The sequence below is a fragment of the Bacillus cereus group sp. Sample62 genome (assembly GCF_036851315.1).
GTDB classification, from domain to species: Bacteria; Bacillota; Bacilli; order Bacillales; family Bacillaceae_G; genus Bacillus_A; species Bacillus_A wiedmannii.
In genome coordinates this window covers 2,216,765-2,242,642 of sequence record NZ_JAFLPK010000001.1, presented here as the reverse complement: position 1 = coordinate 2,242,642, position 25,878 = coordinate 2,216,765, and the positions used below count along the sequence as shown (strand labels likewise).

Below are 25,878 nucleotides of genomic sequence, written 5' to 3'. Positions count from 1 at the left end.
TTCCCCGCTTATTATTAGCCCTCACCGATCGGCCGGTCATACGGGATAAAATTGAGGCTATATAGTAGTGGAATTCCACTACTATATAGCCTCTTTCTCATTTAATATTTTTTAATAAAATTTAATTTTATTAAATCAAAATGTGTGCTACACTATTTTTAATCAAATATTCTAAAAATAAAAAAAGGAGGCGCAACTATGATTGAAAATTATTTTCTTTTCATCATTATGTCTATTTGTCTTATTATTTTACCCGGTCCTGATACTGCAATGGCGACGAAAAATACATTGGTTGCCGGTAAGGTCGGTGGGGTGAAAACAGTGTTCGGTACATGTGTTGCACTTTTAATTCATACTTTAGCAGCAGTAATCGGACTTTCCACAATTATTGTAAAGTCAGCGCTTTTATTTTCTATTTTCAAGTACGTTGGAGCTCTATATTTAATTTATATTGGCATTAAAGCCCTTTTAGCGGTAAGAAACAAAGAAGGCTTTGATACGAACGATATATCTTTAAATAATGAAGATGAACACACTTCTTGCTTTCGCCAAGGGTTTCTTACGAATTTATTAAACCCTAAAGTTGCAGTCTTCTTTTTAACCTTTTTACCGCAATTTTTAAATCCAAATCATAATACGTTTATCCAACTTCTTGTAATGGGTCTTACTTACCTCGTTTTAACAGTTATTTGGTTCGCTTTTTATATATTTTTAATTGATAAAATTAGTGCTTTTATGAAAAAACCGAGGACGCAACGTTATATTCAAGGCTTAACAGGAATCGTCTTAATTGGTTTTGGTATTAAACTAGCTTTTGAAAAAAATAATTAACAAGACGAAAACCACCACTATTAATAGTGGTGGTTTTCATTTAATAACTGTTTTGGCTGTTTACTCTCTATTAAAACCAGCGCTCAGTTACAACTTTTTTACGTGTATAGAATTGAACGCCATCTGTACCATTTGTACCTAAATCACCAAAGAAGGAGGCTTTATTTCCTGCAAATGCGAAGAATGCCATTGGCGCTGGAACGTTTACGTTTACACCGATCATACCAGCATCGATATTATCACGGAACGTTTGTGCATGTTTACCATTTGACGTATAAATAACTGCACCATTTGCAAATTTAGATTGATTTGTCAGTTTAATACCTTCTTCTAAATCTTTAACTCTTACAATGCTTAATACTGGAGCAAAAATCTCATCTTGCCAAATTTTCATTTCTTGATTTACACCATCAAAGATTGTCGCACCTACAAAGTAACCTTCTCCAACTTCTTCCTTAATTTTGCGGCCATCAACTAATAAAGTTGCTCCATCTGCTACACCGCTATTAATATAGCCTAGTACGCGCTCTTTATGAGATTCACGAATTAATGGTCCAACATAATTATCTTCGTGGAAACCGTCACCTACTTTTAACTTCTTCGTCTCTGCTACTAGTACGTCAATGAATTCATCAGCAATTTCATCCACTACTGCTACTACTGAACATGCCATGCAGCGCTCTCCACTACTTGCAAATGCAGATCCAATTACACCTTGCACTGTTTTCTCAAGATTGCAATCTGGCATTACAATCGCATGGTTTTTTGCACCAGCTAACGCTTGTACACGTTTCCCGTGTTTCGTACCTGTTTCATACACGTAACGAGCTACCGGCTCAGAGCCAACGAACGAAACAGCTTGAATATCTTTACTTTCTAAAATGCTATTTACAACATCTTTTCCGCCTTGTACTAAATTTAATACCCCTTTTGGAAAACCAGCTTCATAGAATAACTCTACAAGTCGCTCTGCTAAAAGTGGCGTTCTTTCCGATGTTTTTAATACGAACGTATTACCGCAAGCAATTGCAAGTGGGAACATCCATAATGGAATCATCATTGGGAAGTTAAACGGTGTAATACCAGCAACAACTCCAATTGGGTAGCGCCAAATCGATCCATCAATGCCGCTAGCAATATTCGGAAGAGCTTGTCCCATCATTAAATTTGGTGCTGATGTTGCAAGTTCTACCGCTTCAATCCCGCGCTGCACCTCACCAGTTGCATCCGTTAAAGTTTTACCATTTTCTAGCGTAATGATTTTAGCAAGCTCTTCTTTGTTTTCTTGTAAAAGCTGTAAATATTTATACAATTGTCTTGAACGATTCGGAACTGGTACTTTAGACCATGTTTCGTATGCTACTTTTGCCGCTTCAACAGCTTTTTCAACATCTTCTTTCGGAGATAGCGGAACGTAAGCGATAATTTTTCCAGTCGCCGGATTCGGAACTGCTTCTACTTCTGTACCAGTAGATTCTACCCACTCACCATTAATATGATTTTTTACTCGTTTAATTTCAGTTGTAATCATTATATTCTCTCCTTTTTTATGATGTATATAAGTCTATTATTTTTGATTAGAAATTAATTGTTCACTAACTTTCTTATATAAAGCAGCCATATCGTTTTCACCATACCCTGCTTCACTTGCTTCTTCATATACGTTTAATAGCATTTCGCTTACTGGTAAGTGAAGTTCGCTTTCTTTCGCTAAATCTACTGCAAATCCTAAATCTTTCTTTAATAAATTCACAGTAAAGCCTGGATCGTAGTTTTCAGTTGCAATGAAACTTTTATAATTACGCTCATAAATTCTACTTTGACCGTAACTCACATTTAAAATATCAAACATTTTATCTAAATCCATATTATTCTTTTTCGCTAATGTTAAAGCTTCACTCACACCAGCTGTATAAAAACCAATTAATAGGTTATTAATTAATTTAACTGTTGTGCCACTATCAATCTGCTCACTAACATGGAAAACATTCGCGCCTAGTACGCCCATGATAGATTCCGTTTTCTCATATACTTCTTTCGATCCACCAACCATAAACGTTAATGTACGGTTTTCTGCTCCAATTACCCCACCGCTAACTGGTGCTGCTAAAAAGTCTACTTTCTTTTCCTTTGCAGCTTCCTCTAACTGTTTGTTTAATTGTGGAGATACAGTACTTGTATCAATTAAAACTACATTCGAGTGGCTATTTTCAAACAATCCTTCTTCCCCAAAATAAACCGCTTCAACAGCGCGAGGTGAAGGTAAACTTGTAAAAATCACATCGCATGTTTCTGCTAGTTTTGAGATTGATAAGCCAATAATTCCTCCTTCATTTTCAAAGGAAGCTTCAGCCTCTTTATTTAAATCCACACCGTATACTGTGTAACTTGATTTAACTAAATTTTTAGACATCGGAAGACCCATGTTACCTAAACCGATAAAGCCAATCTTTTTCATATCGCTTTCCTCCTATTTACACAATATACTTTCCGCGATTTATAATAGCTTTCGCAATTTCTCTCTTTTTCGTAAACACGTTCGTGTATAAAGGCACTAATAATTGACGAATTTCAGCTAAAATTACGTGTCTATCTTGTTCTTCTGTGACAGCCGCTGAAAGTATAGAAATCGCTGCTTCTTCTACTTTACGATAGCCTTCTTCACAAATAACATCAGTTATCATTTGTTTCGTACGCTCTTTCTCTTCACCATTTTTACTAATTGCTTTACTCGTACGTAAAAATGCTGATTCCATGACGTACACGTCCGTTAACATATTTGATAATACACGTGAATATTCTTGTTCTTGGTCAATTTTTAACCCTGGAGTTTTAGAGAGCGTTTTCAAAGATTGTTTCAACAATTGTTTCGCTAATAAAATGTAACGATGGTTTCTTTCAACGTTTGCTACATCAATCTCTACTTTAGTATCTTCAATTTGTTCCATTTGCTTCATTAACATTTTAGCAACTGTTAATCTATTAATTTCATTCGTTCCTTCGAAAATACGACTAATTCTAGCATCACGATATAATCGTTCTACCTCGTACTCTTGCATATAACCGTAACCACCATGAATTTGTACAGCTTCATCTACGATATGACCAAGTGTTTCAGAAGCATTTATTTTATTAAGTGCACATTCAATTGCAAATTGAGACATTTTCTTCATAAGATCCTCATCACTCTCATGGATTGCTTCATCAATTACACCTGCTGTACGGTAGGCTGCACTTTCTGCTCCATATGTAGCAATGATCATATTTGCAATTTTCTCTTGAATCATCGTAAAATCTACTAATTCCGTTTGGAACTGCTTTCGCTCTTTTCCATATTGTACCGACAGACCAATTGCTTGTTTCGCTGTTCCAATATTTCCAAAAGCCAGCTTTAGTCTAGCGAAGTTAAGAATATTAAGAGCTACGTGATGCCCTTTTCCAACTTCCCCTAAAACATTTTCAGCAGGGATTACAACATCTTCTAAAATTAGGGTAGCCGTTGAAGAACCTTTAATCCCCATTTTCTTTTCTTCTAGTCCAATGGATACACCTTCACATGTTCTTTCGACAATAAACGCTGTCATTCCTTTATTTGTCTTCGCAAAAACAACGTATACATCTGCCATATGAGCATTTGTAATCCACTGCTTCTCACCATTTAATTTCCAAGCAGTACCATCTTCATTTAATACTGCACTCGTTTTTGCACTTAAAGCATCAGAACCAGCATTTGGCTCAGTTAAAGCATAAGCCCCAATCCATTCTCCAGACGCAATTTTCGGCAAATATTTTTCTTTTTGTTCTTTCGTTCCGTAATATATGTAAGGCAACGTACCTACACCAGCGTGTATATTAAAGGAAACGCTAAATGCACCAGCATATCCCATTTTTTCTGCTACAAGCCCTGAAACTGCCTTTCCTAACTCAAATCCGCCGTACTCTTCTGGGACTTCGATACTTAATAATCCAAGTTCTCCAGCTTTCTCAAATAATTGACGAGAAACTTTATAATTATGTTGTTCAATATTCTCCATTTGTGGAACAATTTCTTGTTTAACAAATTGTTCTGTCGTTTTTGCAATTAAATCTTCATCTCCTGAAAAATCTTCTGGCGTAAAGAAAGCATGATTCACATCTTTATTAATTGAAAAAAATTCATCCCACGGTAATTTCGTTTTCTCCATCTGAATCCCCCTATCATTTCGGCCTTACTTGCTACTACGTATGCTCGTCTACGATGAGTGGAATTTCTTATTTTTGAAAACAGAAGGCGATGAATTTTCACATCAAGCAGTTCGTTTTGCCAAAGATGTATTCTCATCGCCTTAGTTGTTTTATCTATTGATCTTCTGATAATACTGTTTTTGCAATTCCAGTATCTAATTCTTCAAAGTCATGATATGAAATTGTTTCATATAACTCACTTCTCGTTTGCATACTTGAAAGTGCATCTTTTTGAGAACCTGTTTCCTTAATTAAAGTAAACATATTCTCATATGCTTTCGCTGCAACACGAAGTGAAGTTACAGGATAAATAACCATTTGGAAGCCCATATTTGCAAATTCCTCTGCACTATAATACGGCGTTTTCCCGAACTCAGTCATATTCGCAAGTAAAGGCGCATTTACTTTACTATTAAATAGACGGAACTCTTCTTCTGATTGAAGCGCTTCAGGGAATATCGCATCTGCACCTGCTTTTACATAGGCGTTCGCTCTTTCAATCGCTTCATCTAAGCCTTCTACACCGCGAGCATCTGTACGTGCCACAATATATAAACTTGGTGCAACTTCTTTAATCGCTTTAATCTTTTGAACTAATTCTTCTGTAGTAACGAGTTTCTTACCATTTAAATGTCCACATTTCTTCGGTAATTGTTGATCTTCAATTTGAACAGCGGCAACTTTTGCTTCCACCATTTCTACAGCTGTTCTCGCTACGTTTAATACACCGCCAAATCCTGTATCAATATCAACAAGAACTGGTAAATCTGTAGCTCTTACTAGATCTCTTGCTCTTTCTGCTACTTCAGTAGACGTCACGATTCCTAAATCTGGTAGACCTTTACTTGCAGTATAAGCAGCTCCCGATAAATATAAAGCTGAAAAACCTGTATTTTTCGCAACAAGAGCAGCCATTGCATCATGAGCACCTGGAATTTGCAAAATCCCATTTGCTTCTACTAAAGCTCGGAAGCGATTCGCAAGCTCCTCTTGTGTTGACTGTTTATTCACAACCCAAGCCATTCTAAATTCCCCCTATTATTAATTTAAGAATAGATCTACAAATTCGTTTACATTCATATTTTCTAGTTTTTCTTCATTTAGACAAACTTCATGAATTTGTTCTTGTTGCTTACTAGAATAATGACCTGCCATATTTGCAGTGAATTTTTGAACAACTTTTGGAATTGCTTCGTCTCTACGGAAACGGTGACCAAGTGGATATTCACATTCCACATTTTCTGTTACAGTGCCATCCTTGAAATGAACTTGAACAGCGTTGGCGATTGAGCGCTTGTTCGGGTCAAGGTAATCTAAACTGTACTGTTTGTTTTCAACAACAACCATCTTATTACGTAATTCATCTACACGTGGATCATTTGCTACTACATCCTCATAATCATCCGCAACGATATCTCCTTTTAATAAACCGATTGCCGTAATGTATTGTAAGCAATGATCACGATCAGCTGGGTTATTTAATGGACCTTCTTTATCGATAATACGAATTGCTGATTCATGAGTTGTAATTGTAATACGATCAATTTCATCTAATCTTTCTTTAATTTCTGGATGTAATTTCACAGCACACTCTGCAGCCGTTTGTGCATGGAACTCTGCTGGATATGAAACTTTAAATAATACATTTTCCATTACATAAGACTCTAATGGTCTTGCTAACTTTAATTCTTGTTTATTGAATAATACATCTTGGAATCCCCAGCCTGGTGCAGATAATGCTGTTGGATATCCCATTTCACCTTTTAGAGCAGTCATTGCAAGATGAACACCGCGGCTTGTTGCATCACCTGCTGCCCATGATTTACGTGAGCCTGTATTTGGTGCATGACGATATGTACGAAGACTAGAATTATCAATCCATGCATGTGATAATGCATTAAAGATCTCTTCACGTGTTCCGCCGAGCATTTTTGCAACTACAGCAGTTGTTGCTACTTTTACGTATAATACGTGGTCAAGACCGACGCGGTTTAAGCTATTTTCTAAAGCAAGTACACCTTGAATTTCATGTGCTTTAATCATCATTTCTAATACTTCACGTACTTTTAATGGTTCTTTTCCTTCTGAAATACGAACACGGCTAATATAATCTGCAACTGCTAAAATTCCGCCTAAGTTATCAGATGGATGTCCCCACTCTGCTGCAAGCCAAGTATCGTTATAGTCTAACCAACGGATCATACATCCGATATTAAATGCACCTTTCACTGGATCAAGCACATATGACGTACCTGGTACACGTGTACCATTTGGCACGATTGTTCCTGGTACAACTGGTCCTAGTAATTTCGTACACTCTGGATATTGTAGTGCTAAAATTCCGCATCCAAGTGTATCAAGTAATACGTAGCGAGCAGTACTGAATGCTTCTACGCTAGTTACCTCTTTATTTAATACATAATCCGCAATTTCTTCTAATAATGCATCTTTTTGTTTAATTTCATTTGTTTTAATCATACTATTCTTCCCTTTCTGTCGAAAATTCGTTATTATTAATGATGGGTGTCGGTCAAACACCCATCTAGCGGGCGGCGCTAACAACTCCCCAGTTGTTCTTATTTACTAAGTACATGTCGCTCGCCAACATAATTTACACGTGGACGGAACAATCGATTGTTCGCATGTTGCTCAATTACGTGCGCACATAGTCCCACTGTTCTAGAGCTAAAGAAGATTGGTGTGTAAAGTTGAATTGGAATACCAAGCATCCAATATACTGGAGCTGCATAATAATCAAGGTTCGGATAAATTCCTTTTTCCTTCTCCATAATTTTTTCTCCAGCTTCACACATTTCATATAGTGTATAATCACCTTTTACATCACATAACTGCTTTAAAGCTTCCTTCATCATCAGTGCTCTTGGATCCATCTTCTTCATGTACACACGATGTCCAAAGCCCATAATTTTTTCTTTGTTATATAATTTCTTCTGTAACAACTCTTCAAACTTCTCAACATTACCAGCTTCTAACAGCATGTACATAACCGCTTCGTTCGCACCACCGTGTAAGCTACCTTTTAAAGATGCAACTGCACCTGTTAAAGCACCATATAAGTCCGATTGCGTTGATGCAATAACGCGCGCTGTAAATGTAGAGTTTGGCATTTCATGTTCACTATATAAAACAAGGGAACGATCAAAGATCTTCTCCTCAAGTTCAGTTGGTTTTTTACCTGTTAACATATAGAAGAAATTCGCGCTATATGATAATTCTTGAAGAGGCTGGATTGGCTCTTCATTATTTAAAATATGATAGCTATTCGCTACAATGTTTGGTACTTTGCTCAATAATTTGTACCCGCGGCTTTTGTTTACTTCTAACGAGCGGTTTTCGATATCATTATCATAACCAGCTAATGCGGACACACCTGTACGCAATCCATCCATCGGGTGCGTTTCTTTCGGTAATGCCTTTAATACGTTGAATACACCTTCTGGTACCGCGTATTCTTCTTTTAATTTCTTTTCAATTTGTGCTTTTTCATCCTCATTCGGTAGATGTTCTTCCAATAAAAGGTGCACAATATCTAAATACTCTTTTGTTTTTGAGAGTTCGATTAAATCATACCCTTGAATTACAATTTCACCTTTCACTGTGTCAAGAAACGAAATTTTCGTCTCCGCTGCCACTATACCATCTAATCCCGGGGAAAATTTTTCTTCAGCTTTCATCATTATTTCCTCCAATCCTAATAGATCTTCGTGCACATAACTGTAAGCCTTTACAATACTGTGAAACTACATTTCTATTTCAATGTATCAGAGTTTTTAGAAGATTTCAATTTATTTTATAATGATAAGTTTCCTATACTTTTACTGATGTAACAATACAATTTTTCAAAAATAATTTTCACATTTTATAAAGAAAGGACTGACTTCTTTATGCGTCTTATTAAAACAAAATATAAGGATGACTCAGAAAATCCTACAGAATATATCATTCAACCAATTTTTTTAAGAAAATAAAAAAAACGAGTTGTACACATATACAACTCGTTTCTACATGATATTTATTTCACTATCTCATCAATATAATTCTTATATAAAACTTATTTATTTTAAAAAAAGTTATTATTTCACATAATTAAATTGAATTTCTTCCGTTTCCTCATAGTAACATTTAACTAAATGATAGTTTTTAAAGTACCAAAGATTATAAACATCTCCCAAAATAGAATGACTTCTTTCTCAACTGACACGATTTCCCCATCTGATTTCTCAGAAACTATCCCTAAAGAATAGTCCGGCTGAATTGAACTATTATTATGTTATCCTTTAACCATTGTAAATCGTTAAGTTCAATTGAAATTTTCATCTTTGTTACTCCCGTTTACGCAAATTCTTTTTTACCTAATCGCTGTTTTACAAAAATGACAAAAATAATGAAAGCGATTAGTCCTGAAATTGCACTACCTGCAAATAAAACACGGTAACCAAACATTTGCGAAACAACTCCAAGTAAAATCGCACCAAGTCCAATCCCTAAATCAAATGCGGTAAAGAATGAAGCGTTAGCAACTCCTCTTTTACTCGGATCAACAATTGTAAGCATCGCCGCTTGTAATGCGGGCTGTGCTGAACCGAATCCAACACCGTATAATGCAGCTGCGATAACTACCCCTATTAAACTATTTGAAATCGTTAATACAACTATCGCGATAATCGTAATACATAGTGCCGGGAGTATAATAAATACTTCTCCATACTTATCTAATAGTTTTCCTGAAATTGGTCGTACAATTGTTAAGGCAACTGCATATACAAGAAAGAATGTACCAGGATTCACATCAATTGACGATGCAAATAGCGGTAAAAACGTCGTAATGCCTCCATATGCAAATGATAAAAAGAAAACTACAATTGTAATGGATAGAACCGATTTTTCAAACAACTGCATTTTCCCTTTTTCTTTTTGTGGTGTGAATGGCATTTTCGTCATGAACGATAATAGGACTGCCATAAAGGATAAAAGAGTTGCCAACAAGAATAGACCGTGAAATGAATAATTTTGTACAACCCATAATCCAATCATTGGGCCGATCGCCATTGCAATTGTCATAGCCATCCCGTACCAACCCATACCTTCACCACGGCGTGAATCTGGAATCATATCAGTTATCGCTGTTCCAACAGCTGTTGTAGAAACAGCCCATGTCACCCCGTGAATAACACGTAAAACAGCTAAAAGAACAATAGTCGATGCTAAATTATAAGAATACATCGTTATCCCAAAAAAGACGAGTCCGAAAATAATAAAAGATCTTCTCCCATATTGATCTAACATTCCTCCGATAATCGGTCGTATTACAACTGCTGCTATTGTAAACATTCCCATCATAAGTCCAACTTGTGATTCATTGCCACCAATCTCTTTAATAAAGAGCGGGAGCGTTGGAACTAGTAAATAAAATCCTGTAAATAAAAATAACATTGCGAAAGTCATTTGAATAAATGATTTCGTCCATAATCGTTCCATTAAAATTCCTCCATAAACACGTATGTTCTTGCAATTAACACCTCCATTTTACATTTTCTTAGTCCCTTTTCCCTCCGTAAATAGACGTAACTTTTTATAATAAATGGTCCACCATCAATATAAATTGGTCTTACAACTTTATACGTATACATTAGCCTAAAGTCCTATCTATATGTACCTTTATACGCGTGAAAAGAATATACTACTTTATTATCACAACTTAGGAGTGATTATGTTATGTGGGTATCTTCAAGAGTAACAGCCGTCGTTCCTTCGACTCCTGGGATACACGTTCCAGCCGTTCATACAGCTAGTTCCGATGTAGGAATTGAACTTCCTGCAACTTGGCAACAATATCAAATTCCAGGTCAAGTTACTCCATCATTTTGGCATCATGGCGCACATCCAAGTAGTACTACCTTTCAAAGTCACATTTATCCTCCACTACCCCAGGCTCAAGTTTTTTATCATTTTCCTTCCATTTATTTTCAAAATTTCTATGGTACGTTTAACATCTAAGTGCATCATTGCATTGCTTAATTTTAACGAAAATAATATGTCAATTTATTTTCAATATACAAAAAGTCGAATTCCTAATAACTCGGAATTCGACTTTTTATGTAATCACATAACAACTATTTGTTCCTTATCCCCCATAAAGGATTTACTATAGAATTTTCTGTAGTAAAGTACTAATAAATATTTTGACTTTCTAATTTAAACGAAAAAAGCACTTAAGATTGCAATATTTTACAAACCTTAAGTGCTTTTTTATATTTTTTATAAAATCTTCTTATTGTCCATTATTGACAGGGGCTTCTCCTGTATTCCCGCCAGTATCTGGTTGTGTGGTCGCTGGAGGTGTTGTATTTCCTTGACCACCTCCATTATTTGCTGGAGGTGTTGTATTTCCTTGGCCTCCTCCATTATTCGCTGGAGGTGTCGTATTTCCTTGGCCTCCTCCGTTATTCGCTGGAGGTGTCGTATTTCCTTGGCCTCCTCCATTATTCGCTGGAGGTGTTGTATTTCCTTGGCCTCCTCCGTTATTTGCTGGAGGTGTCGTCCCTTGGCCATTTCCATTATTTTGTTCATTTTGTTTCTTTTCTTCTTCTTGTTTCTTTTGCTCTTCTTGTTTCTTTTGCTCTTCTAGTTTCTTTTGTTCTTCTTGCTTCTTAAGATCCTCTTGTTTCTTTTCTTCTTCTTGTTTCTTTAATTCTTCTTGTTTCTTTAATTCTTCTTGCTTTTTCTCTTCTTCAGTTTTTTGCTGTTGATCTTGTTTTGGTTGTTCCGTTGTATCCGGTACGCTCGTATTTGGAGAAGAATCACGTTTTTCCCCTTTTATACGTAGCTCACTACCTTCTTGAATTACACTACTTGGCATTTTAAATCTTGATTTATCTGTAGCCATCTCGCTCATCATTTCTTTAAAGATCAACTGTGCAATTTTCGTATTTTTACTACTAATATACTCGTCTTTACCATCTTTCATATACCCAGTCCATACTGCCATCGTATATTGCGGCGTATAACCTGCAAACCAACTATCACGAGTTGCACTTTCTGGAATTTTATATTGAGCTAATTGTTTTGAAGCATAGTTTGTTGTACCTGTTTTTCCAGCTACATCTAAAGAACTTATATTTGCCGCTGTACCAGTACCTGATGTCACTACTGAACGAAGCATATCAGTAATCATATATGCTGTAGAGTCAGCTATAACTTGTTTTGGTTTTTGCTCAAAACTTTGTGACTTGCCGTCTGGATAAACTATTTTCTTAACAAAATGCGGTTTTGCATACTTTCCACCATTTCCAAATGTCGCATAAGCACCCGCCATTTCAGTTGGTGATACTTCGTTTGTACCAATAGCTGTAGATTCTGCCAGCGGTTTATTAAATGTAATACCTAATTTCTCAGAGAATTCCTTTGATTTATTAAGTCCTACTTCTTTTGCAGTTTTAACTGCTGGAACGTTACGTGACATTTTTAACGCTTCACGCATAGTAATTGGGCCTAAATGACTTCTGTCCGCATTTCGAAGTTCTTGTCCAGTTGAATATTTAAATGGAGAATCATCAATTTGATGATACGTAGCCCATTTTAAGTATTCAATTGCAGGACCGTAATCAAAGATTGGCTTCATCGTCGAACCAGCTGCACGATCTAATTCAATTGCCATATTATGCCCTTTAAATACTGCTTTATTTTCACCGCGTCCACTACCTATAGCACGAACCTCACCTGTTTTCGTATCCATAAATGTGAAAGCACCTTGGAATTTATCATTTGGATAATTAATAATATTTGTATTTAAAATATTATCAGCTAATTTCTGTGCTTTTGGATCCAAAGTTGTATGAATTTCTAAACCATCTGAGCCAATATTAGCATCGGGCAATTCTTTTTCTACTTCTTTCACAACTGCATCCATAAATGCAGGATATGGCATTGCTTGAAGTTCAGTTGCAGGTTTAAGACCATCCGTTACTGAAACTTTCGATGCTTCTTCCATTTCTGCTTTTGTAATATAACCATGTCGATTCATTAATTTTAGTACAACATCTCTTCTTTCTGTTGCTCTTTGAACATTTTCTGGTTTCGATGGATCATAGTTATTTGGTGCTTTCGGTAACCCTGCAAGCATCGCAACTTCTGGTAATGTTAAATCTTTCAATTCTTTACCATAGTAGTTTTGTGCTGCTGTTGCGATTCCATATGAACGATTTCCTAAATTAATTTTATTTAAATACATTTCTAAAATTTCATGTTTTGAATATTGTTGTTCTAGCTTATACGCTAAATATATTTCTTGAACCTTACGTTTTGATGTTTTTTCCATCGATAAGAAGTAGTTTTTAATAACCTGCTGTGTTATCGTACTTCCACCTTGTGAACCGTAATCTCCTTTAAGACTCACCAAAACAGCACGGGCAGTACCTTTAAAGTCTACTCCACTATGCTCATAAAAACGTGCATCTTCAGTTGCTAAAAATGCATTTTCTACTAACTTAGGAATTTGATCATACGTAACATTCGTCCGTTTTTCTTTCCCGTATTCATATACCAAATCGCCATTTTTATCATAAATTTTTGAGGATAACGGATTAACAAGTTTTGCTTTCTCAAGTTTTGGTGCATCCTTAATCATTACGAAGAAGGTAGCAACCCCCGCCACTAAACCAACAATACCAAGTAATAAACAAGTAATCAAAAACTTACGAAAGAATGATGTTTTACCTTTTGGTTTTTGTGTTTTAGACGCTGGCTGTTTTTTCTTTTTAACTTGTCGTCGCTCCTCTCGAGAACGATAATTTTCTGACATGTTACTTTCTCCTGCCTTTCAATTCTCCCGTTGATTTACTTAAAAATATTGAGGTCACTTTCTAAAATGAATTTAATTAAGAAAGTATATTGACCTGGAGCATTCAATATTTTCCTAATTCACAGATTATAAATTTTAAAATTCTTCTTATACAAACTATTTTCACTTCTATTTTCCTAATAATGCTGCCCCTTGAAGCATAGAATGTAAAAAGTGAATTTTTCATACCTCGTATAAATAATATACCTTTTTTTCAAATGGTCAATATTTTCTTATTTATAAATCAAAGGTGAAATAAAAATAGCACAATGATATGTACTTCGTGTGAACTTCCTTATCATTACGTATAACGAACATTTATTATATTGTATATAAGTATAATACCGCTTTAATTATAAGGATTTCAACACTACAACCTCAACATCTACAAGAAATTATTAAAAATGAAAAGTGAGGAGTTGCATAATGATGAAGTTATCTCCCGTGAGTTCCAAAAATATTGTTGCTGTTGGCTATAATCCTTTTTCTATGATTTTACGCATTCAATTAAAGAATGGAACGTATGATTTCTTTAACGTGCCTGAAAACATTTACACCGGTTTATTAAGCGCACAGTCTAAAACTAATTATCACAATACTTATATTAAAAATTCTTACCGCTATACTAAAATTTAAACTTAAACAGAATGAAAAAAAGAAAGGAGGTAGTCCCCCTTTCTTTTTACAATCATTTCAAGACTTAGCTACCTTCTATCCCTCTTATTCATTTCATCATATGCTCGAATTTGTTTTTTTAAACGCCGATCTGCTTTTTTATCATGTACAACTAATATCGCATGTATAACTCCTGGAACCCAAAATATTAATGTTAATAGGAAGTTAATTATCGCTTGAAATGGTTTGCCGCAAAATAATACGGCTACAGGTGGCAGAAGAATTGCCAATAAATACATCATCTCTTGAAAACTCCTCATTTTGTATTTTTATCTCTCTTCTTTTCAAACGCTCACAAAACCAATTATTTTTATATTTCATACATTCCAATTAAGCATGAAAAACTTTTCTACTCTTATATATTCTATTCATATGCCTAAAAACCTACTACTTCAATCTTACCACATATGTAAAATTGAAATTTCCCTACCTTTATCAAATGTGTATTTTCATATATTTATTTTTTCTAATTTTTCTTCTTCCTCTATTATAGTTAATCCAATTGCAGAAATAATAGTTCCTATTGCTTGTATCCAAATACCAATGAGTGCTATTATCTTCTCATTCTTCTTATCAACCATACTGCCTTCATTTTCTATTTCATTCTTTGATACATTAATAATACCTTGATACGCTTGAAGTCCCGCACCTAAACTTTGCAAAGAATTACCTAGTATTATAATTCTCTGTATTGCTTTCATCTGAAGCAAAGCTGCTTCTACTCCTAAAAAAGCACCAATCGATTGTAAACTGTTCCCGACAATTATAAGATAATCATTCTCTTTCAATTGTTTATTTATATTAAAATATGTTCCTATTACATTTGATATATTCCCTAATGCTAATAATTCAATGCCCATTTTATCAAGCATTTCACTTTTATTCTCCAAACACATATTTTGTTTTTCTCTTTCAGCTTCATCTCCGGTATCATTACTCGCTATTATTTGTAATATATAACCGAGGGCTTGTAATGAGCTTCCTACAATTACAATCTTCGATTCAACTTTCTCTTCTCCAATAAATCCTCTTGTCGTCCCAATTGCCGCCGTAAGATTTCCTCCTACTTGAAACCATGCTCCCGTCACTTTTAAACCGCTTGGATTCATTCTTATCACCTATTTAGAAATTTTCTACCGCTTTCGAAATACATAAATGGCATCCTCTTTCTTATATTTATTTTCTATATGTAATTTTGTGCATTCAATAATATGTTAAAAATACAAAAAAGCACCTTTAAGGTACTTTTTTAGACAAAGTGTGTATCACTGAAAATATGCTAATTAAAAGATACTGATACAATTCAAAATATATTTATATACATTCTGGGCATGTCAATGAAGCTCCATTTTTATCTATTGTTATATTTAATATATATTTAATCGCATTACGTGACCACATTTCAGGTGTGGGTGATTCATTTACATACTGTGGTGCACATGAATACAGCATTGGAGTGCTAATGCTGCCGCCTGGATCTAAAGCGACAACAGCCATGCCATAGGGCAATTCAAGTGCCATAGATTTCGTGATACCTTCAATCGCAAACTTTGAGGCACAATATGGCGCCAGCTCAGCTTCTCCCTCTCGGCCCCAACTAGAACTCATATTAATAATCATTCCTTCTTTCCTAGCTACCATCGCTGGGACAAATGCCCTAATTACATTTACTACACCATTTACGTTTACATTCATTACATTTTCGAATTCTTGAGCTGTTACTTTCCACAGTGGCGCATTTTTATTAACAATCGATGCATTATTTATTAACAAATCAGGTGCTCTATATCTATGAAGTATATGATTCGCCCAATTACTTACTTGCTGGGAGTCTGAAACATCAATTATTTGAAAATCATGTATATTACCGTAATATTTTTTCAATTCTTCAATTTTATCTTTTGAACGTCCACAGCCATATATATTCCATCCCAATTCATGAAATCGATCAACCATTGCACGACCTAATCCTTGCGTCACTCCTGTAATCATTACAATTTTTCCAGTTTCGTTTCGCTGCATGTACCTCTCCTCCTTAATAAAATGTTACACTCTCTTTTTTCATTCAGCCATTTACTAAAGTATCAACTCATTTCATACTTTAGTAGGAGTTTTTATGTAAGTAAAAAGAGTAACCATAACAGTTACTCTTTCTTATATATCAAAAAAATCATTATTTATTTCGTTATTGCTTTTATATTTCAGCTTCTCTTTCCCGCACTTCTCACATCGATACATATAAGCTACACCTAACTTACCATTTTTAAAATCTTCATTATCCTGCATCTTAATAAAACTATATTTATGTTTACAACGGGATTCATCCCCAAAAATTTCAAACCATTTTTTCAACATAGAACAGTTCACCTCTATGAATGAATCTTCATCTATTCTTATTACATACTTTTATTTAAATTCTCAATCTCATTTTGCAACTTTTTGAATTGTTCAAAATGCATAGTGATAGATTGACTGTTACCATAATCAACACTATGCTTCACAAATAAAACACCAGTGTCATGAAAAATTGCTTCCAATTCTTTTCTGATGGTTACTTTCATTATATGTGCTGTTTTAATAGCCGATAAAATTGCAATTTCATTAAACTTTAATTTTATTTCATTTGGACAAAATGCTTCTTCAACCAAAATAACTTCATTGCTATAAATAAGTGCAACAAGATTACTTGATTTTGCATCTGTTAAATCTACTTTTTTTATAACATTATTCATTACATTTTGCCTCCTTTGATTTCGCATATATTAATTATACAATTGTTATTATTAATTACTCAACCTTACATTAATTTTAGCATACTTTTATTGCGGGATTAAACTACACTTCAAACCTTTTACTATTCCACAATTTTTGTTACATGAACCATTTGGACTATAAGACCATATAGTAGTATTAACAAATGATTGTAAAGCGGGTGAAAACTATGCCCTCAGTTGTAGGGAATTTAGTTGTACAAAATAGTAACGGTTCATTTAACTTAGGTGATTTCTACAACGTTTCTCCGAAAGAAAATACGAAGGCTTATAATGGATCTGGCGCTTCAAACGTTGGTTTTGTTGTTAATACTTTTAATGGCGTGAGCGCGACTAATACGTTTGATTCTGACCTTGCAGATCAAAACCAAGTGGGTACAGCCTAATCCTATTTTTTCATCGTTCTGTTTAGGAATTTTAAATTTGTCTATACTATAATCAGGCTGTTACACAGCTATTATTGATTTTTGGAGTACCCTATCTTTTTCTCCCTTTCCCTGGGGCTCAGCAGCTAGTATGAAGCTAGCTGCTTTTTCGTTTCATTATTTATATCCCTCATCTAACATAACGTAAAGGAAGCTAAAATTTAAATTTCAGCTTCCTTTACGTTATTTCAATAATATCAGAAGTATTAAATACGTAAGTTTTATAAAATGCGTCAGTACATATTACACTGTGCTTTAGCGGGTTTATATGCACAACTGTCATATAACTTGTAAGGATGTATCCATCTTCAAAATATGTAACCAATATTTCTTTCTCAGACAATAATGACGTTAATAATTTATCAGAAATTCTCTCTTTTGCTTCGTTTGTCAAGAGCGGTTTTTGTACTTTAAACTTTTCTACAACAACCTTTCGCATACTTAACAACTGTTCCGACATTACTGTAAATGGAACCCATACTCTTTCTATTTTCTGCACCTTTACATCATTCATTTCTTTATCTCCTTGATCATTTATCCATTCAATTTCACACATAATGTTACTCCATTATTCTTTCATAATTGCTAGGCTCATATTTACCCCGCATTAACAGGTAATGAAGCTCCTACCTCAAAATCCGCTATATGCGAGGAGGCAAGACGAAAATCAACTGCCCGTAAACGCTTAATTGGTGAAAGCTAATAAATAACGGACGATGAACACCCTGCTTATTAAAGTTTCATTTTATTTCTTATTCGTATACTATCTGCACATACAAGAACATTCGTTCTAATTATACACGAACCTACGTTCTTTTGGAATGATTTAAATTATATTTTTATCCATCATTTATTTTTTCTTCATCAAGTGAGCTTTTCACTTCTTATATAATAGGCCGTCCACATATCAACAGAAAAAAGCGACTTCATACAAAGTGAAGTCGCTTTTTTCTAATAACGTATATTTCTATATTTACTTTTCTATCCTGACAAGCGTTCTTTCCGGGATACAAATCTCATCTATATTAAAATGATTTATTTTTAATTTTAATTCTCCCACTCGTTCCTGATCTTCATCACCAACCCAACAACTAAATAATTCAAAATAGTCCCCCTCATTTAAATAACCTTCCATAATCGAGCATAAAGCTAATAGCTTTTTTTTAGCTTCTTTCTTCTCCTTTTCACTTTGCCACTCAACAAGTTCAATGCCCCAGCTCGTTGAAACTTCATACGTGTAACTTGTTTGAAATTGAAACTCTTGTACAATTTCAAGCATACTTTCATCTGAAAAGCACGATCCAAAAACAATTACATCATTAGAATCTGGATCCGTTAACGGAATTTCTACATTGCACCCTATATAACTTGCTAAACTCATTTTTACTCCTCCAATATTCGTATAAAAAATACTTTATATGAACATTTATCTACTCGAATATAAAATCCCTGCCTAAACTAAAAAGTTTTAATTTTTCAAGTTTATTAACCAACTATAAATGAAAGCATATATTATAAAGAACGAACTCACAAAATTTAAGGAATTTATAACGAACCACAATTCATTCCTTATGAATTTCTATGAAAAGAGAGCAATTTAAACACTCTCTTTTCGTACATAATGTATAAAACTATTTATAAATAATTGTCCCTTATTATTACATATATTTTGGTTGTACTATTATATGTAACTCCCTCTCTGTTACTGCTTTTTTGGGGTTACGAAAATACTCTAATTCGTATTTTAATACTTCATACTCAACCATCCCAATCTTTATCCCTTTCGTTTCTTTTAAAATAGCTAATAAGTTGCTTATATCTTCATCATACGATTCAAAAACCTTCCCTCCACCTTCTCTTTGAAAAATTACTTTCATATTTTCTCCTCCTACGTAATATATTTATCTATTAAATAATTTCTTTACCCTGAAAATTTCATACTAAAAAGAACATTCTTTTCTAGTAGAATGTTCTGCTTTCCATTTCATTTAGCATCAATATTTTCCCAATAATATTGTATGTTTCATTCTGCAAATTATGTTTATCCACTTCAATAAAGTAAAATTTAAATCGATTAAGATTTTGTCCATTCTCGACTAATAATTTGCCTACACCAATCAGATTACCTGCAAATAGTGGGAGGAATTTAATAAATTCACTTTATATTTAATGAAATTAAGCAAACGAAACATTATTATATCAACATTCTATGAAGCATTGATCATTCCAATTCAAAATAATTACATAAATTCCCATTGTAATTCTTAATATTTAAATGTAATATTATATTGTCTTACTATCTATTTATAACACACACACTAACTAGAAAAAGGAACCTATATAGGTTCCTTTTTCTAATTACAATCATTATTTCTTTTCTAGAAATTCAAATGTATTTTTAAATTCTTTATCCTTCACTTTAATATCAGCATCTTTCAATAAATCATTAACTACTTGCTGTTTCCATTTACCTGTTGTATCTTGTAGTCTTTGCTGTTCTAAATCTTTACGAATTTGATCTTTTACTTCATCAAATGGCTTCAATTCTTTTTTATCTGTCACTTTAATAATATGGTACCCGTAAGTTGTTTTTACCGGATCACTTACTTGTCCTGCATCTAATTTATATGCAGCTTCCTCAAATTCTTTCACCGTTTGCCCTGGAGCAAAACCAGTTATTTCTCCGCCTTGTTCTTTTGAACCAGTATCCTCTGAATATTGCTTCGCTAAAGCTGCAAAATCTTCTCCATTATTTACTTTCTCTTTCACTTCTTTAGCAGTCTTTTCATCTTTCACTAAAATGTGACTTACCTTCATTTCTGGTTTATAGTTATCTTTTACATCTTTTTCTGTGACAGTCGCTTTAATCGCTTTCTCAAATGCGATTTCTGGCTTCATTTTTTCTTTTAATTCATCTTCATTTTTCAATCCAACTTGCTCTAAAGTCGATTTGAAGTTGTCACCCATTTTATCTTTTGCTTCTTCTACTTGTTTTTTTGCTTCCTCATCTGAAACTTTATATTTTTCTAGCAACGCCTTACTTAACACCATTTGGTATAAAGTACTTTCCCCATATTTTTGTCTTAATTCTTTACTTAACTCTTTCTCTGTAACATTTCCTACTTTTGATGTTACTACATTGTCTGAGGAACCACATGCCGATAATGCCAGTACTACGCATGAAATAATTGTTCCTAAAAATAGCTTTTTCTTTTTCAATTCAAAATACCTCACTTTTATTATTATATAAGAATAACTATACAATGTACTTGTGTTAACAATGTGTTTTCCACATGTAATTCATTTCATTTGAATAAACTCTGTATCTTGTTCTTTTTTGTTCAAATATTAAAGGTCATCTTACTATGTATCAGTAAAATGACCCTTTACGTATTCCTATAGATTCTTAATAGTTACATGTTCTTCCAGTATCCAATTATTTTGCCCGATATCTACCGCATTTTTGGCTCTGCCCCACACACGAAAAGATTTTGATCCATCAATATTTCCTTTATAATTTGTACATTCAGGCTCTGCATAATAATTTATTCCATACCCAACAGGATATTTTGAAACTGCATAAAACCATTTCACATCAAAATGTTTTACATATACCCACTGTTTATCATTGCCTAAGCAAATCATATCTTTATCTGCGTCTTCCCAATAACCATGTAAGACTAAATATGGATTTTTTTGAGTGATTCTACATATAAACTGAGGATTCGCAGGATTTTCATATACGTTTATGCCATATCCATCAGGATATTTTGAAACTGCAATACCAATACCATTTGATTGCTGTGTATTCTCTTTGTTAAATTGAATAGGTTGATTTACTTGATCCAAACCTATAAACCAAGAAAGCGATTTATTTCCTATTAATTGATTTAAATCACATTTCCCAATACCAGGAACATTTCCCGCATCAGTATATTGCCAAATATCACATGGATATGCTGGCTTATTTCCTCCATAACGAGGAATCCATACAAAATCAACTTCAATATTACGTGCTCCAAATGATACATACGTGTGATGCCCTACGTATAGCCCTACTTTTTTCGCACCTAAACGGCGTAATTCATCTATAAACGCTTGTGTCCCCCCTTGCATATCCATCATCGTTTGAATTTCTACGTCCACCACCCAAAACTTAGCAGATTTATCGCCACGACTCCAAAAATCTTGTGCCTCTTTCCTTGCATCAGCAATAGATATAAAGCGACAAAATGCATAATTACCAAATGGAATACTGCGCTTCTTCATTTCATTCACATAATTTTGATACATAAAATCTACCGTATTCGAGCCATCTTGAACTCTAGCAATAACTAAATCTAGCTGAGATGCTGCAATATCCCAATAAATAGTTCCATTCCATTTTGAAATATCGATAATATACCCCAATACCACTCATCTCCTTTTTATTATCATATTCAAAGCTTGTCTTATTGAAAGCCCTTTATGCCTAATACTAGCTTTCTATAATATAAATAAGGAGAATCTATATTATTTTTCAAAACATATACTCTTTTAATTAGACTTCCACTAATTTTATTTATATTTCATAGCGTTCATTCACAAATTCGAAATGTGCACTATCATCCATTAGTAAATAATATCAGTTAATTAACCTTTCATTAGCGCTATTATTAGAAACGTTTTCAATATTACTACTTCTTTAGGCTAATAAACATATATATGACAGCTAACTTTCTGTATTTCTTACGGTAACTCTATATTAACGAAAATGATTTATCTTTCATTTCTTATATATTTTCACATCAAACATACTATCTTTATACGATATATATTTATCAGTAGAAATTTCAGTCACCATCCGCAATTACTTAGACAATGTAACGTTACTGCATACAAAAAGACATTTTCTATTAAAGAAAATGTCTACTTACAATCTAGTAAAACAGTTTTGGTGTTAAATCTGTATTTTGTAATTGTGCACTCTCACCGCTCGGAACACAGCTTGTGGAGAATAGAATTGGGATATCACAAACGTCATCGTTCATTACATCATGAAATACATTTGCAGCAACACCAGTAAATGTTTGACATAAATTTGAAATATCATCATTGAAAAATTGAATCACTTGCGCAGCAAAAACCGGAAAGACAACATTTGATCCACCAGGAAGCTGCGGCTGTACAACAACTTGTTCAAAATAAGGATTATTTTCTAACGCCACTTGAAATAAATGAGCAATTTCAAATGCATCTAGTGGACATGGAAGTGGATTTACAATGTCATTTTCATTATTAGTTACAATAACTGTTACACTTACATTCCCAAATTCTACAAAAGATTTTAGAAGCGTTGCTAACGCTATCGCTTTTTCATTACTTAGCGCGTGCACTAAAATAATATAATTCCCGCCAACTGGAATTAGCGGACCAACTGAAATAGTTGGATCAGCACCAATTGAATTTTTCAACTCATTGAAATATGTGATCCACGGTGGTGAAAGCTGAGCTTGTACATTTTCTTGCACTCTTTCATTACCTCCTAATACAATTCTTACTATTATAATATGTATCAAGGAAAAAAGTGTATTAGATAAATTACTTATTTTTACTTTTACCTATTATATCGATTAAACATTTTATAAAACATTTTTCACATTCTTACCACGCCATAAAATTCTATATTATTATCAACTCAACTAAAATTTCATATTATATTAATACGCCTTTATAATCTGAACGAAAAAGCGCAGTATACGATACTGTATATGAGGAGCTGATTTCATGGAAAAAAAGCCTATCGTGTTCAAAGTTCCACCAAATTCAAAACTAAAAGTTATATTTTTCGGTCCTTGTAACGAGGTAATTACAAATGTTTCTATAATTAATCAACTTTCCACACCTAAGTGCCAAGCTATTACGCAATATCCAAACTATAAGAAATACGAAACTGAAGTGCGATCTTTATCAAATTGCTAATCCATTCAATCTACAATTCGGTTAGCTAAACGAATTGGGTAAAAGACTAAAATTACTCATTTCGTGATATTCCTTTGATAATCTATTGATTTTTCACACGTTTTTATTAACCGAGCATATATTATCGTATGGAGATTATCCACTCATAAAACCTATCTTTCTTTAGAGCTTACTGTTTATGTATGCTCTTTTTTTATTTATCTCTCATTCTGTACACATAAACCTGTTTACTTTTATATTTCATGAGTGGTAAACCCACCTGCTACTTATAAACAATTTAATCAATGTGTAATCAACAATACTCCTTTATTTATTATACACTCACTATAACCATTACATTTTAATATATTGATAAAAGATTGATATATATGACTGCTGTACATATTAGGTGATCTAAACTTTATAATTTATCTGAAATCAATCATTATGAAGAAGCTTTTTCAAAAGGTATATATGCAATTTATAGAGTGTATCGTGGGACGGAAAAATTACTATATATCGGAAAAACAAAAAGAAGTTTTCCGAAACGATTAAATGAGCATTACAAAGATTGGATTCATGGAACAAGAGACATCCATGTGAGACTAGAGATTTTAGAATTTCCTAATGGAGGCAAATATTCTGAGCAAAAATTATCAGATGTAGAAGCACTTTTAATTTCTTGGCATACTCCAATAGAAAACACCCAATGTACGAATTACTATATAGGAAGAGAAAACTTAGAAGTTATCAGCTTTGGACAAAGAGGATTAATTGATAAAAAAATAACTACTCAGAACTATGAATGGGCGTGAACTCAGATCATAAATTAGTTTAATAGAGTTTGACACTCCCCTATAAAGTCCGCTATGGTTTTTAACAGATAACAAGACAATATAAAGACTTATTCTTCGCCATTGAGAAAAAAGCTTGATAGCCATGTCATGCTCTTTTTCGTTTTAACTGACCTCTGTTAAATTAGTGTATTCATCTAATATATTCCCCTTCTAAATTGACCAAATATGTATTAAAATTCTTTATATACCCAAGGAGGTCAAATATGTTCAAGTTGAATCCCATACTACTCATCTTAGGATTTATTTTATTTTTATATAGTGTAATTACCTTAATGTTTTTCCTTTCCATACAATAGCAATACCTACACAAACCTATGTTAAATATGTAATTTCTATATAGTAAAGAAAAAGCCCGTAATTATACGACCTTTTATGTATTAGTAAATTTAGATGTCTTTTCTATTCCATAAGACGACTAGCAAATGTAATGCCTAAAAACTTTCACAACCATGTTACTTGTTTCGTTGTACTCTTTTTATTACCTGTAGAATATCTAATCCTCATAATAAGCTAGCGCTTTCAACCTTACATACATCCTAGCATGTGAAATTCTCCTGAAACAAACTACATTTAGCCTATTTACTTATATATTTTAGAAAAACAATATTAATCCCCCACCATTTGATGCAGGGGATTAACTAAACCTACTGAAAAGTATTTTATTCTATTCGTTATTTAATTGGAGAAGGAAATCTTGCAGCTTCAAAATGAACCGTATTCAAACCATTAACATTTTGAACAATTACTCCGGCAACACTACTCTCAGCAAAAATTTCAACTGAATCTCCTGCTTCTAATTGTAGAATAGACGTTACTGAAACATCATTATTAAAAAACACCCCGGTCCCAAAGAAATCATTATCTATTGCTATTGCTGGATTTCCATTCACACGAATTTCAACTCTAGCTCTGTAATTTACATTAAAATCATTTGGAGAGAATGTTATATTTCCTAATACACTATATACACCTTTTGTCTTCGGACTAAAAATAGATGTTGCTGGGTTATATTCATTTGCTAGATCAAACTGTTCATTTTGAAATAATACTTTAACTGAAGTATTTTCAGGAACAGGTTGATTCATTGTATTAACAGCTCTAAATGCAGAAGCTCTTACAAGCTTTTCTTTTTTATCATCACAACAATTCACTTTTACATACTTTCTATCACATAGACTATTTTTTCTGAAGCAATCATGACTTTTCTCTTTGTAATCTTTACAATACTTGCAGTAATAATAAGACGTAGTAAGTCCCCCTTTAAATTTATTATTACATACTATGCAATATAGATT

The 25,878-nt window shown here is 33.6% G+C and carries 26 protein-coding genes and 1 pseudogene; 6 read left to right on the top strand and 21 right to left on the bottom strand.

The window, feature by feature from the left end:
- Positions 1 to 198 precede the first annotated feature (198 nt).
- Entirely contained in the window at positions 199 to 831 is a 633-nt protein-coding gene (locus J0835_RS11380; RefSeq protein WP_087980357.1) for a LysE family translocator, read from the top strand.
- Between the two features lie 70 nt (positions 832 to 901).
- On the opposite strand, the gene J0835_RS11375 is transcribed toward J0835_RS11380, so the two are convergent.
- The 8 genes and pseudogenes from J0835_RS11375 to J0835_RS11340 all read right to left on the bottom strand — a co-directional run bounded on the left by J0835_RS11375 (position 902) and on the right by J0835_RS11340 (position 10,554).
- On the bottom strand, positions 902 to 2,362 hold the full coding sequence (locus J0835_RS11375) for a CoA-acylating methylmalonate-semialdehyde dehydrogenase (RefSeq protein WP_087980356.1): 1,461 nt from the start codon (positions 2,360 to 2,362) through the stop codon (positions 902 to 904).
- 36 nt (positions 2,363 to 2,398) lie between these two features.
- Positions 2,399 to 3,289, bottom strand: coding sequence for an NAD(P)-dependent oxidoreductase (locus J0835_RS11370; RefSeq protein WP_000719430.1), 891 nt, complete (start codon positions 3,287 to 3,289; stop codon positions 2,399 to 2,401).
- A 16-nt stretch (positions 3,290 to 3,305) separates the two neighbouring features.
- The gene (locus J0835_RS11365) at positions 3,306 to 5,015 is read right to left on the bottom strand and encodes an acyl-CoA dehydrogenase family protein (protein WP_087980355.1); all 1,710 of its coding nucleotides are present in this window, start codon (positions 5,013 to 5,015) and stop codon (positions 3,306 to 3,308) included.
- A 154-nt stretch (positions 5,016 to 5,169) separates the two neighbouring features.
- The gene (gene prpB / locus J0835_RS11360; RefSeq protein WP_087980354.1) at positions 5,170 to 6,078 is read right to left on the bottom strand and encodes a methylisocitrate lyase; all 909 of its coding nucleotides are present in this window, start codon (positions 6,076 to 6,078) and stop codon (positions 5,170 to 5,172) included.
- A gap of 18 nt (positions 6,079 to 6,096) precedes the next feature.
- Complete coding sequence (gene prpD, locus J0835_RS11355) at positions 6,097 to 7,533, bottom strand: 2-methylcitrate dehydratase (RefSeq protein ID WP_087980353.1); 1,437 nt, start codon at positions 7,531 to 7,533, stop codon at positions 6,097 to 6,099.
- A gap of 98 nt (positions 7,534 to 7,631) precedes the next feature.
- Positions 7,632 to 8,753: a citrate synthase gene (gene mmgD / locus J0835_RS11350; protein ID WP_140386743.1), complete on the bottom strand. Its 1,122-nt coding sequence runs from the start codon at positions 8,751 to 8,753 to the stop codon at positions 7,632 to 7,634.
- A gap of 396 nt (positions 8,754 to 9,149) precedes the next feature.
- Positions 9,150 to 9,340, bottom strand: a pseudogene (locus J0835_RS11345) (hypothetical protein); the annotation flags it as partial.
- 68 nt (positions 9,341 to 9,408) lie between these two features.
- On the bottom strand, positions 9,409 to 10,554 hold the full coding sequence (locus J0835_RS11340; protein ID WP_087980351.1) for an MFS transporter: 1,146 nt from the start codon (positions 10,552 to 10,554) through the stop codon (positions 9,409 to 9,411).
- Between the two features lie 237 nt (positions 10,555 to 10,791).
- On the opposite strand from J0835_RS11340, the gene J0835_RS11335 reads away from it, so the two are divergent.
- Entirely contained in the window at positions 10,792 to 11,073 is a 282-nt protein-coding gene (locus J0835_RS11335) for a hypothetical protein (protein ID WP_087980350.1), read from the top strand.
- A 274-nt stretch (positions 11,074 to 11,347) separates the two neighbouring features.
- On the opposite strand, the gene J0835_RS11330 is transcribed toward J0835_RS11335, so the two are convergent.
- On the bottom strand, positions 11,348 to 13,876 hold the full coding sequence (locus J0835_RS11330; protein WP_087980349.1) for a PBP1A family penicillin-binding protein: 2,529 nt from the start codon (positions 13,874 to 13,876) through the stop codon (positions 11,348 to 11,350).
- A gap of 465 nt (positions 13,877 to 14,341) precedes the next feature.
- Here J0835_RS11330 and J0835_RS11325 point away from each other — a divergent pair, with 465 nt between their 5' ends.
- Positions 14,342 to 14,551, top strand: coding sequence for a KTSC domain-containing protein (locus tag J0835_RS11325; protein WP_046955725.1), 210 nt, complete (start codon positions 14,342 to 14,344; stop codon positions 14,549 to 14,551).
- Positions 14,552 to 14,619: 68 nt separating this feature from the next.
- On the opposite strand, the gene J0835_RS11320 is transcribed toward J0835_RS11325, so the two are convergent.
- The 5 genes from J0835_RS11320 to J0835_RS11300 all read right to left on the bottom strand — a co-directional run bounded on the left by J0835_RS11320 (position 14,620) and on the right by J0835_RS11300 (position 17,322).
- Entirely contained in the window at positions 14,620 to 14,832 is a 213-nt protein-coding gene (locus J0835_RS11320; RefSeq protein ID WP_046955724.1) for a YqaE/Pmp3 family membrane protein, read from the bottom strand.
- Between the two features lie 207 nt (positions 14,833 to 15,039).
- Entirely contained in the window at positions 15,040 to 15,699 is a 660-nt protein-coding gene (locus J0835_RS11315; RefSeq protein WP_087980348.1) for a DUF6944 family repetitive protein, read from the bottom strand.
- 205 nt (positions 15,700 to 15,904) lie between these two features.
- Positions 15,905 to 16,612 (bottom strand): SDR family oxidoreductase, encoded by a 708-nt coding sequence (locus tag J0835_RS11310; protein WP_087980347.1) that lies wholly within the window; start codon positions 16,610 to 16,612, stop codon positions 15,905 to 15,907.
- A 132-nt stretch (positions 16,613 to 16,744) separates the two neighbouring features.
- Positions 16,745 to 16,945, bottom strand: a complete 201-nt coding sequence (locus J0835_RS11305; protein WP_087980346.1) for a hypothetical protein — start codon at positions 16,943 to 16,945, stop codon at positions 16,745 to 16,747.
- Between the two features lie 41 nt (positions 16,946 to 16,986).
- Positions 16,987 to 17,322 carry a hypothetical protein gene (locus tag J0835_RS11300; protein WP_087980345.1) on the bottom strand — a complete coding sequence of 112 codons (336 nt, stop codon included), beginning with the start codon at positions 17,320 to 17,322 and terminating at the stop codon, positions 16,987 to 16,989.
- 209 nt (positions 17,323 to 17,531) lie between these two features.
- Between J0835_RS11300 and gerPF the strand changes: the two genes are divergently transcribed.
- Positions 17,532 to 17,747, top strand: a complete 216-nt coding sequence (gene gerPF, locus J0835_RS11295; protein ID WP_001141565.1) for a spore germination protein GerPF — start codon at positions 17,532 to 17,534, stop codon at positions 17,745 to 17,747.
- A gap of 217 nt (positions 17,748 to 17,964) precedes the next feature.
- Here the strand turns inward: gerPF and J0835_RS11290 are convergent, their stop codons facing one another.
- The 6 genes from J0835_RS11290 to J0835_RS11265 form a co-directional block, all read right to left on the bottom strand.
- The gene (locus J0835_RS11290) at positions 17,965 to 18,300 is read right to left on the bottom strand and encodes a YolD-like family protein (RefSeq protein WP_087980816.1); all 336 of its coding nucleotides are present in this window, start codon (positions 18,298 to 18,300) and stop codon (positions 17,965 to 17,967) included.
- Positions 18,301 to 18,759: 459 nt separating this feature from the next.
- Positions 18,760 to 19,167, bottom strand: a complete 408-nt coding sequence (locus J0835_RS11285; RefSeq protein ID WP_087980344.1) for a hypothetical protein — start codon at positions 19,165 to 19,167, stop codon at positions 18,760 to 18,762.
- Positions 19,168 to 19,444: 277 nt separating this feature from the next.
- Positions 19,445 to 19,663 (bottom strand): hypothetical protein, encoded by a 219-nt coding sequence (locus tag J0835_RS11280; protein WP_087980343.1) that lies wholly within the window; start codon positions 19,661 to 19,663, stop codon positions 19,445 to 19,447.
- Positions 19,664 to 20,153: 490 nt separating this feature from the next.
- Positions 20,154 to 21,005 carry a peptidylprolyl isomerase PrsA gene (locus tag J0835_RS11275; RefSeq protein WP_087980342.1) on the bottom strand — a complete coding sequence of 284 codons (852 nt, stop codon included), beginning with the start codon at positions 21,003 to 21,005 and terminating at the stop codon, positions 20,154 to 20,156.
- A gap of 177 nt (positions 21,006 to 21,182) precedes the next feature.
- Positions 21,183 to 22,196 (bottom strand): glycoside hydrolase family 25 protein, encoded by a 1,014-nt coding sequence (locus J0835_RS11270; RefSeq protein ID WP_087980341.1) that lies wholly within the window; start codon positions 22,194 to 22,196, stop codon positions 21,183 to 21,185.
- Positions 22,197 to 22,705: 509 nt separating this feature from the next.
- Complete coding sequence (locus tag J0835_RS11265) at positions 22,706 to 23,296, bottom strand: hypothetical protein (RefSeq protein WP_087980340.1); 591 nt, start codon at positions 23,294 to 23,296, stop codon at positions 22,706 to 22,708.
- 256 nt (positions 23,297 to 23,552) lie between these two features.
- Here J0835_RS11265 and J0835_RS11260 point away from each other — a divergent pair, with 256 nt between their 5' ends.
- Both J0835_RS11260 and J0835_RS11255 read left to right on the top strand, forming a co-directional pair.
- On the top strand, positions 23,553 to 23,747 hold the full coding sequence (locus J0835_RS11260; protein WP_087980339.1) for a hypothetical protein: 195 nt from the start codon (positions 23,553 to 23,555) through the stop codon (positions 23,745 to 23,747).
- Positions 23,748 to 24,163: 416 nt separating this feature from the next.
- Positions 24,164 to 24,541: a GIY-YIG nuclease family protein gene (locus tag J0835_RS11255; protein ID WP_333728185.1), complete on the top strand. Its 378-nt coding sequence runs from the start codon at positions 24,164 to 24,166 to the stop codon at positions 24,539 to 24,541.
- A 713-nt stretch (positions 24,542 to 25,254) separates the two neighbouring features.
- On the opposite strand, the gene J0835_RS11250 is transcribed toward J0835_RS11255, so the two are convergent.
- Positions 25,255 to 25,866 (bottom strand): hypothetical protein, encoded by a 612-nt coding sequence (locus tag J0835_RS11250; RefSeq protein ID WP_087980815.1) that lies wholly within the window; start codon positions 25,864 to 25,866, stop codon positions 25,255 to 25,257.
- Positions 25,867 to 25,878 lie beyond the last annotated feature (12 nt).

What these genes read in the sequence shown, in the direction of transcription:
- J0835_RS11380 (WP_087980357.1), top strand. Translation starts at nt 199, where the DNA reads ATGATTGAAAATTATTTTCTTTTCATCATTATGTCTATTTGTCTTATT.
- J0835_RS11375 (WP_087980356.1), bottom strand. Translation starts at nt 2,362, where the DNA reads ATGATTACAACTGAAATTAAACGAGTAAAAAATCATATTAATGGTGAG.
- J0835_RS11370 (WP_000719430.1), bottom strand. Translation starts at nt 3,289, where the DNA reads ATGAAAAAGATTGGCTTTATCGGTTTAGGTAACATGGGTCTTCCGATG.
- J0835_RS11365 (WP_087980355.1), bottom strand. Translation starts at nt 5,015, where the DNA reads ATGGAGAAAACGAAATTACCGTGGGATGAATTTTTTTCAATTAATAAA.
- prpB (WP_087980354.1), bottom strand. Translation starts at nt 6,078, where the DNA reads ATGGCTTGGGTTGTGAATAAACAGTCAACACAAGAGGAGCTTGCGAAT.
- prpD (WP_087980353.1), bottom strand. Translation starts at nt 7,533, where the DNA reads ATGATTAAAACAAATGAAATTAAACAAAAAGATGCATTATTAGAAGAA.
- mmgD (WP_140386743.1), bottom strand. Translation starts at nt 8,753, where the DNA reads ATGATGAAAGCTGAAGAAAAATTTTCCCCGGGATTAGATGGTATAGTG.
- J0835_RS11340 (WP_087980351.1), bottom strand. Translation starts at nt 10,554, where the DNA reads ATGGAACGATTATGGACGAAATCATTTATTCAAATGACTTTCGCAATG.
- J0835_RS11335 (WP_087980350.1), top strand. Translation starts at nt 10,792, where the DNA reads ATGTGGGTATCTTCAAGAGTAACAGCCGTCGTTCCTTCGACTCCTGGG.
- J0835_RS11330 (WP_087980349.1), bottom strand. Translation starts at nt 13,876, where the DNA reads ATGTCAGAAAATTATCGTTCTCGAGAGGAGCGACGACAAGTTAAAAAG.
- J0835_RS11325 (WP_046955725.1), top strand. Translation starts at nt 14,342, where the DNA reads ATGATGAAGTTATCTCCCGTGAGTTCCAAAAATATTGTTGCTGTTGGC.
- J0835_RS11320 (WP_046955724.1), bottom strand. Translation starts at nt 14,832, where the DNA reads ATGATGTATTTATTGGCAATTCTTCTGCCACCTGTAGCCGTATTATTT.
- J0835_RS11315 (WP_087980348.1), bottom strand. Translation starts at nt 15,699, where the DNA reads ATGAATCCAAGCGGTTTAAAAGTGACGGGAGCATGGTTTCAAGTAGGA.
- J0835_RS11310 (WP_087980347.1), bottom strand. Translation starts at nt 16,612, where the DNA reads ATGCAGCGAAACGAAACTGGAAAAATTGTAATGATTACAGGAGTGACG.
- J0835_RS11305 (WP_087980346.1), bottom strand. Translation starts at nt 16,945, where the DNA reads ATGTTGAAAAAATGGTTTGAAATTTTTGGGGATGAATCCCGTTGTAAA.
- J0835_RS11300 (WP_087980345.1), bottom strand. Translation starts at nt 17,322, where the DNA reads ATGAATAATGTTATAAAAAAAGTAGATTTAACAGATGCAAAATCAAGT.
- gerPF (WP_001141565.1), top strand. Translation starts at nt 17,532, where the DNA reads ATGCCCTCAGTTGTAGGGAATTTAGTTGTACAAAATAGTAACGGTTCA.
- J0835_RS11290 (WP_087980816.1), bottom strand. Translation starts at nt 18,300, where the DNA reads ATGAATGATGTAAAGGTGCAGAAAATAGAAAGAGTATGGGTTCCATTT.
- J0835_RS11285 (WP_087980344.1), bottom strand. Translation starts at nt 19,167, where the DNA reads ATGAGTTTAGCAAGTTATATAGGGTGCAATGTAGAAATTCCGTTAACG.
- J0835_RS11280 (WP_087980343.1), bottom strand. Translation starts at nt 19,663, where the DNA reads ATGAAAGTAATTTTTCAAAGAGAAGGTGGAGGGAAGGTTTTTGAATCG.
- J0835_RS11260 (WP_087980339.1), top strand. Translation starts at nt 23,553, where the DNA reads ATGGAAAAAAAGCCTATCGTGTTCAAAGTTCCACCAAATTCAAAACTA.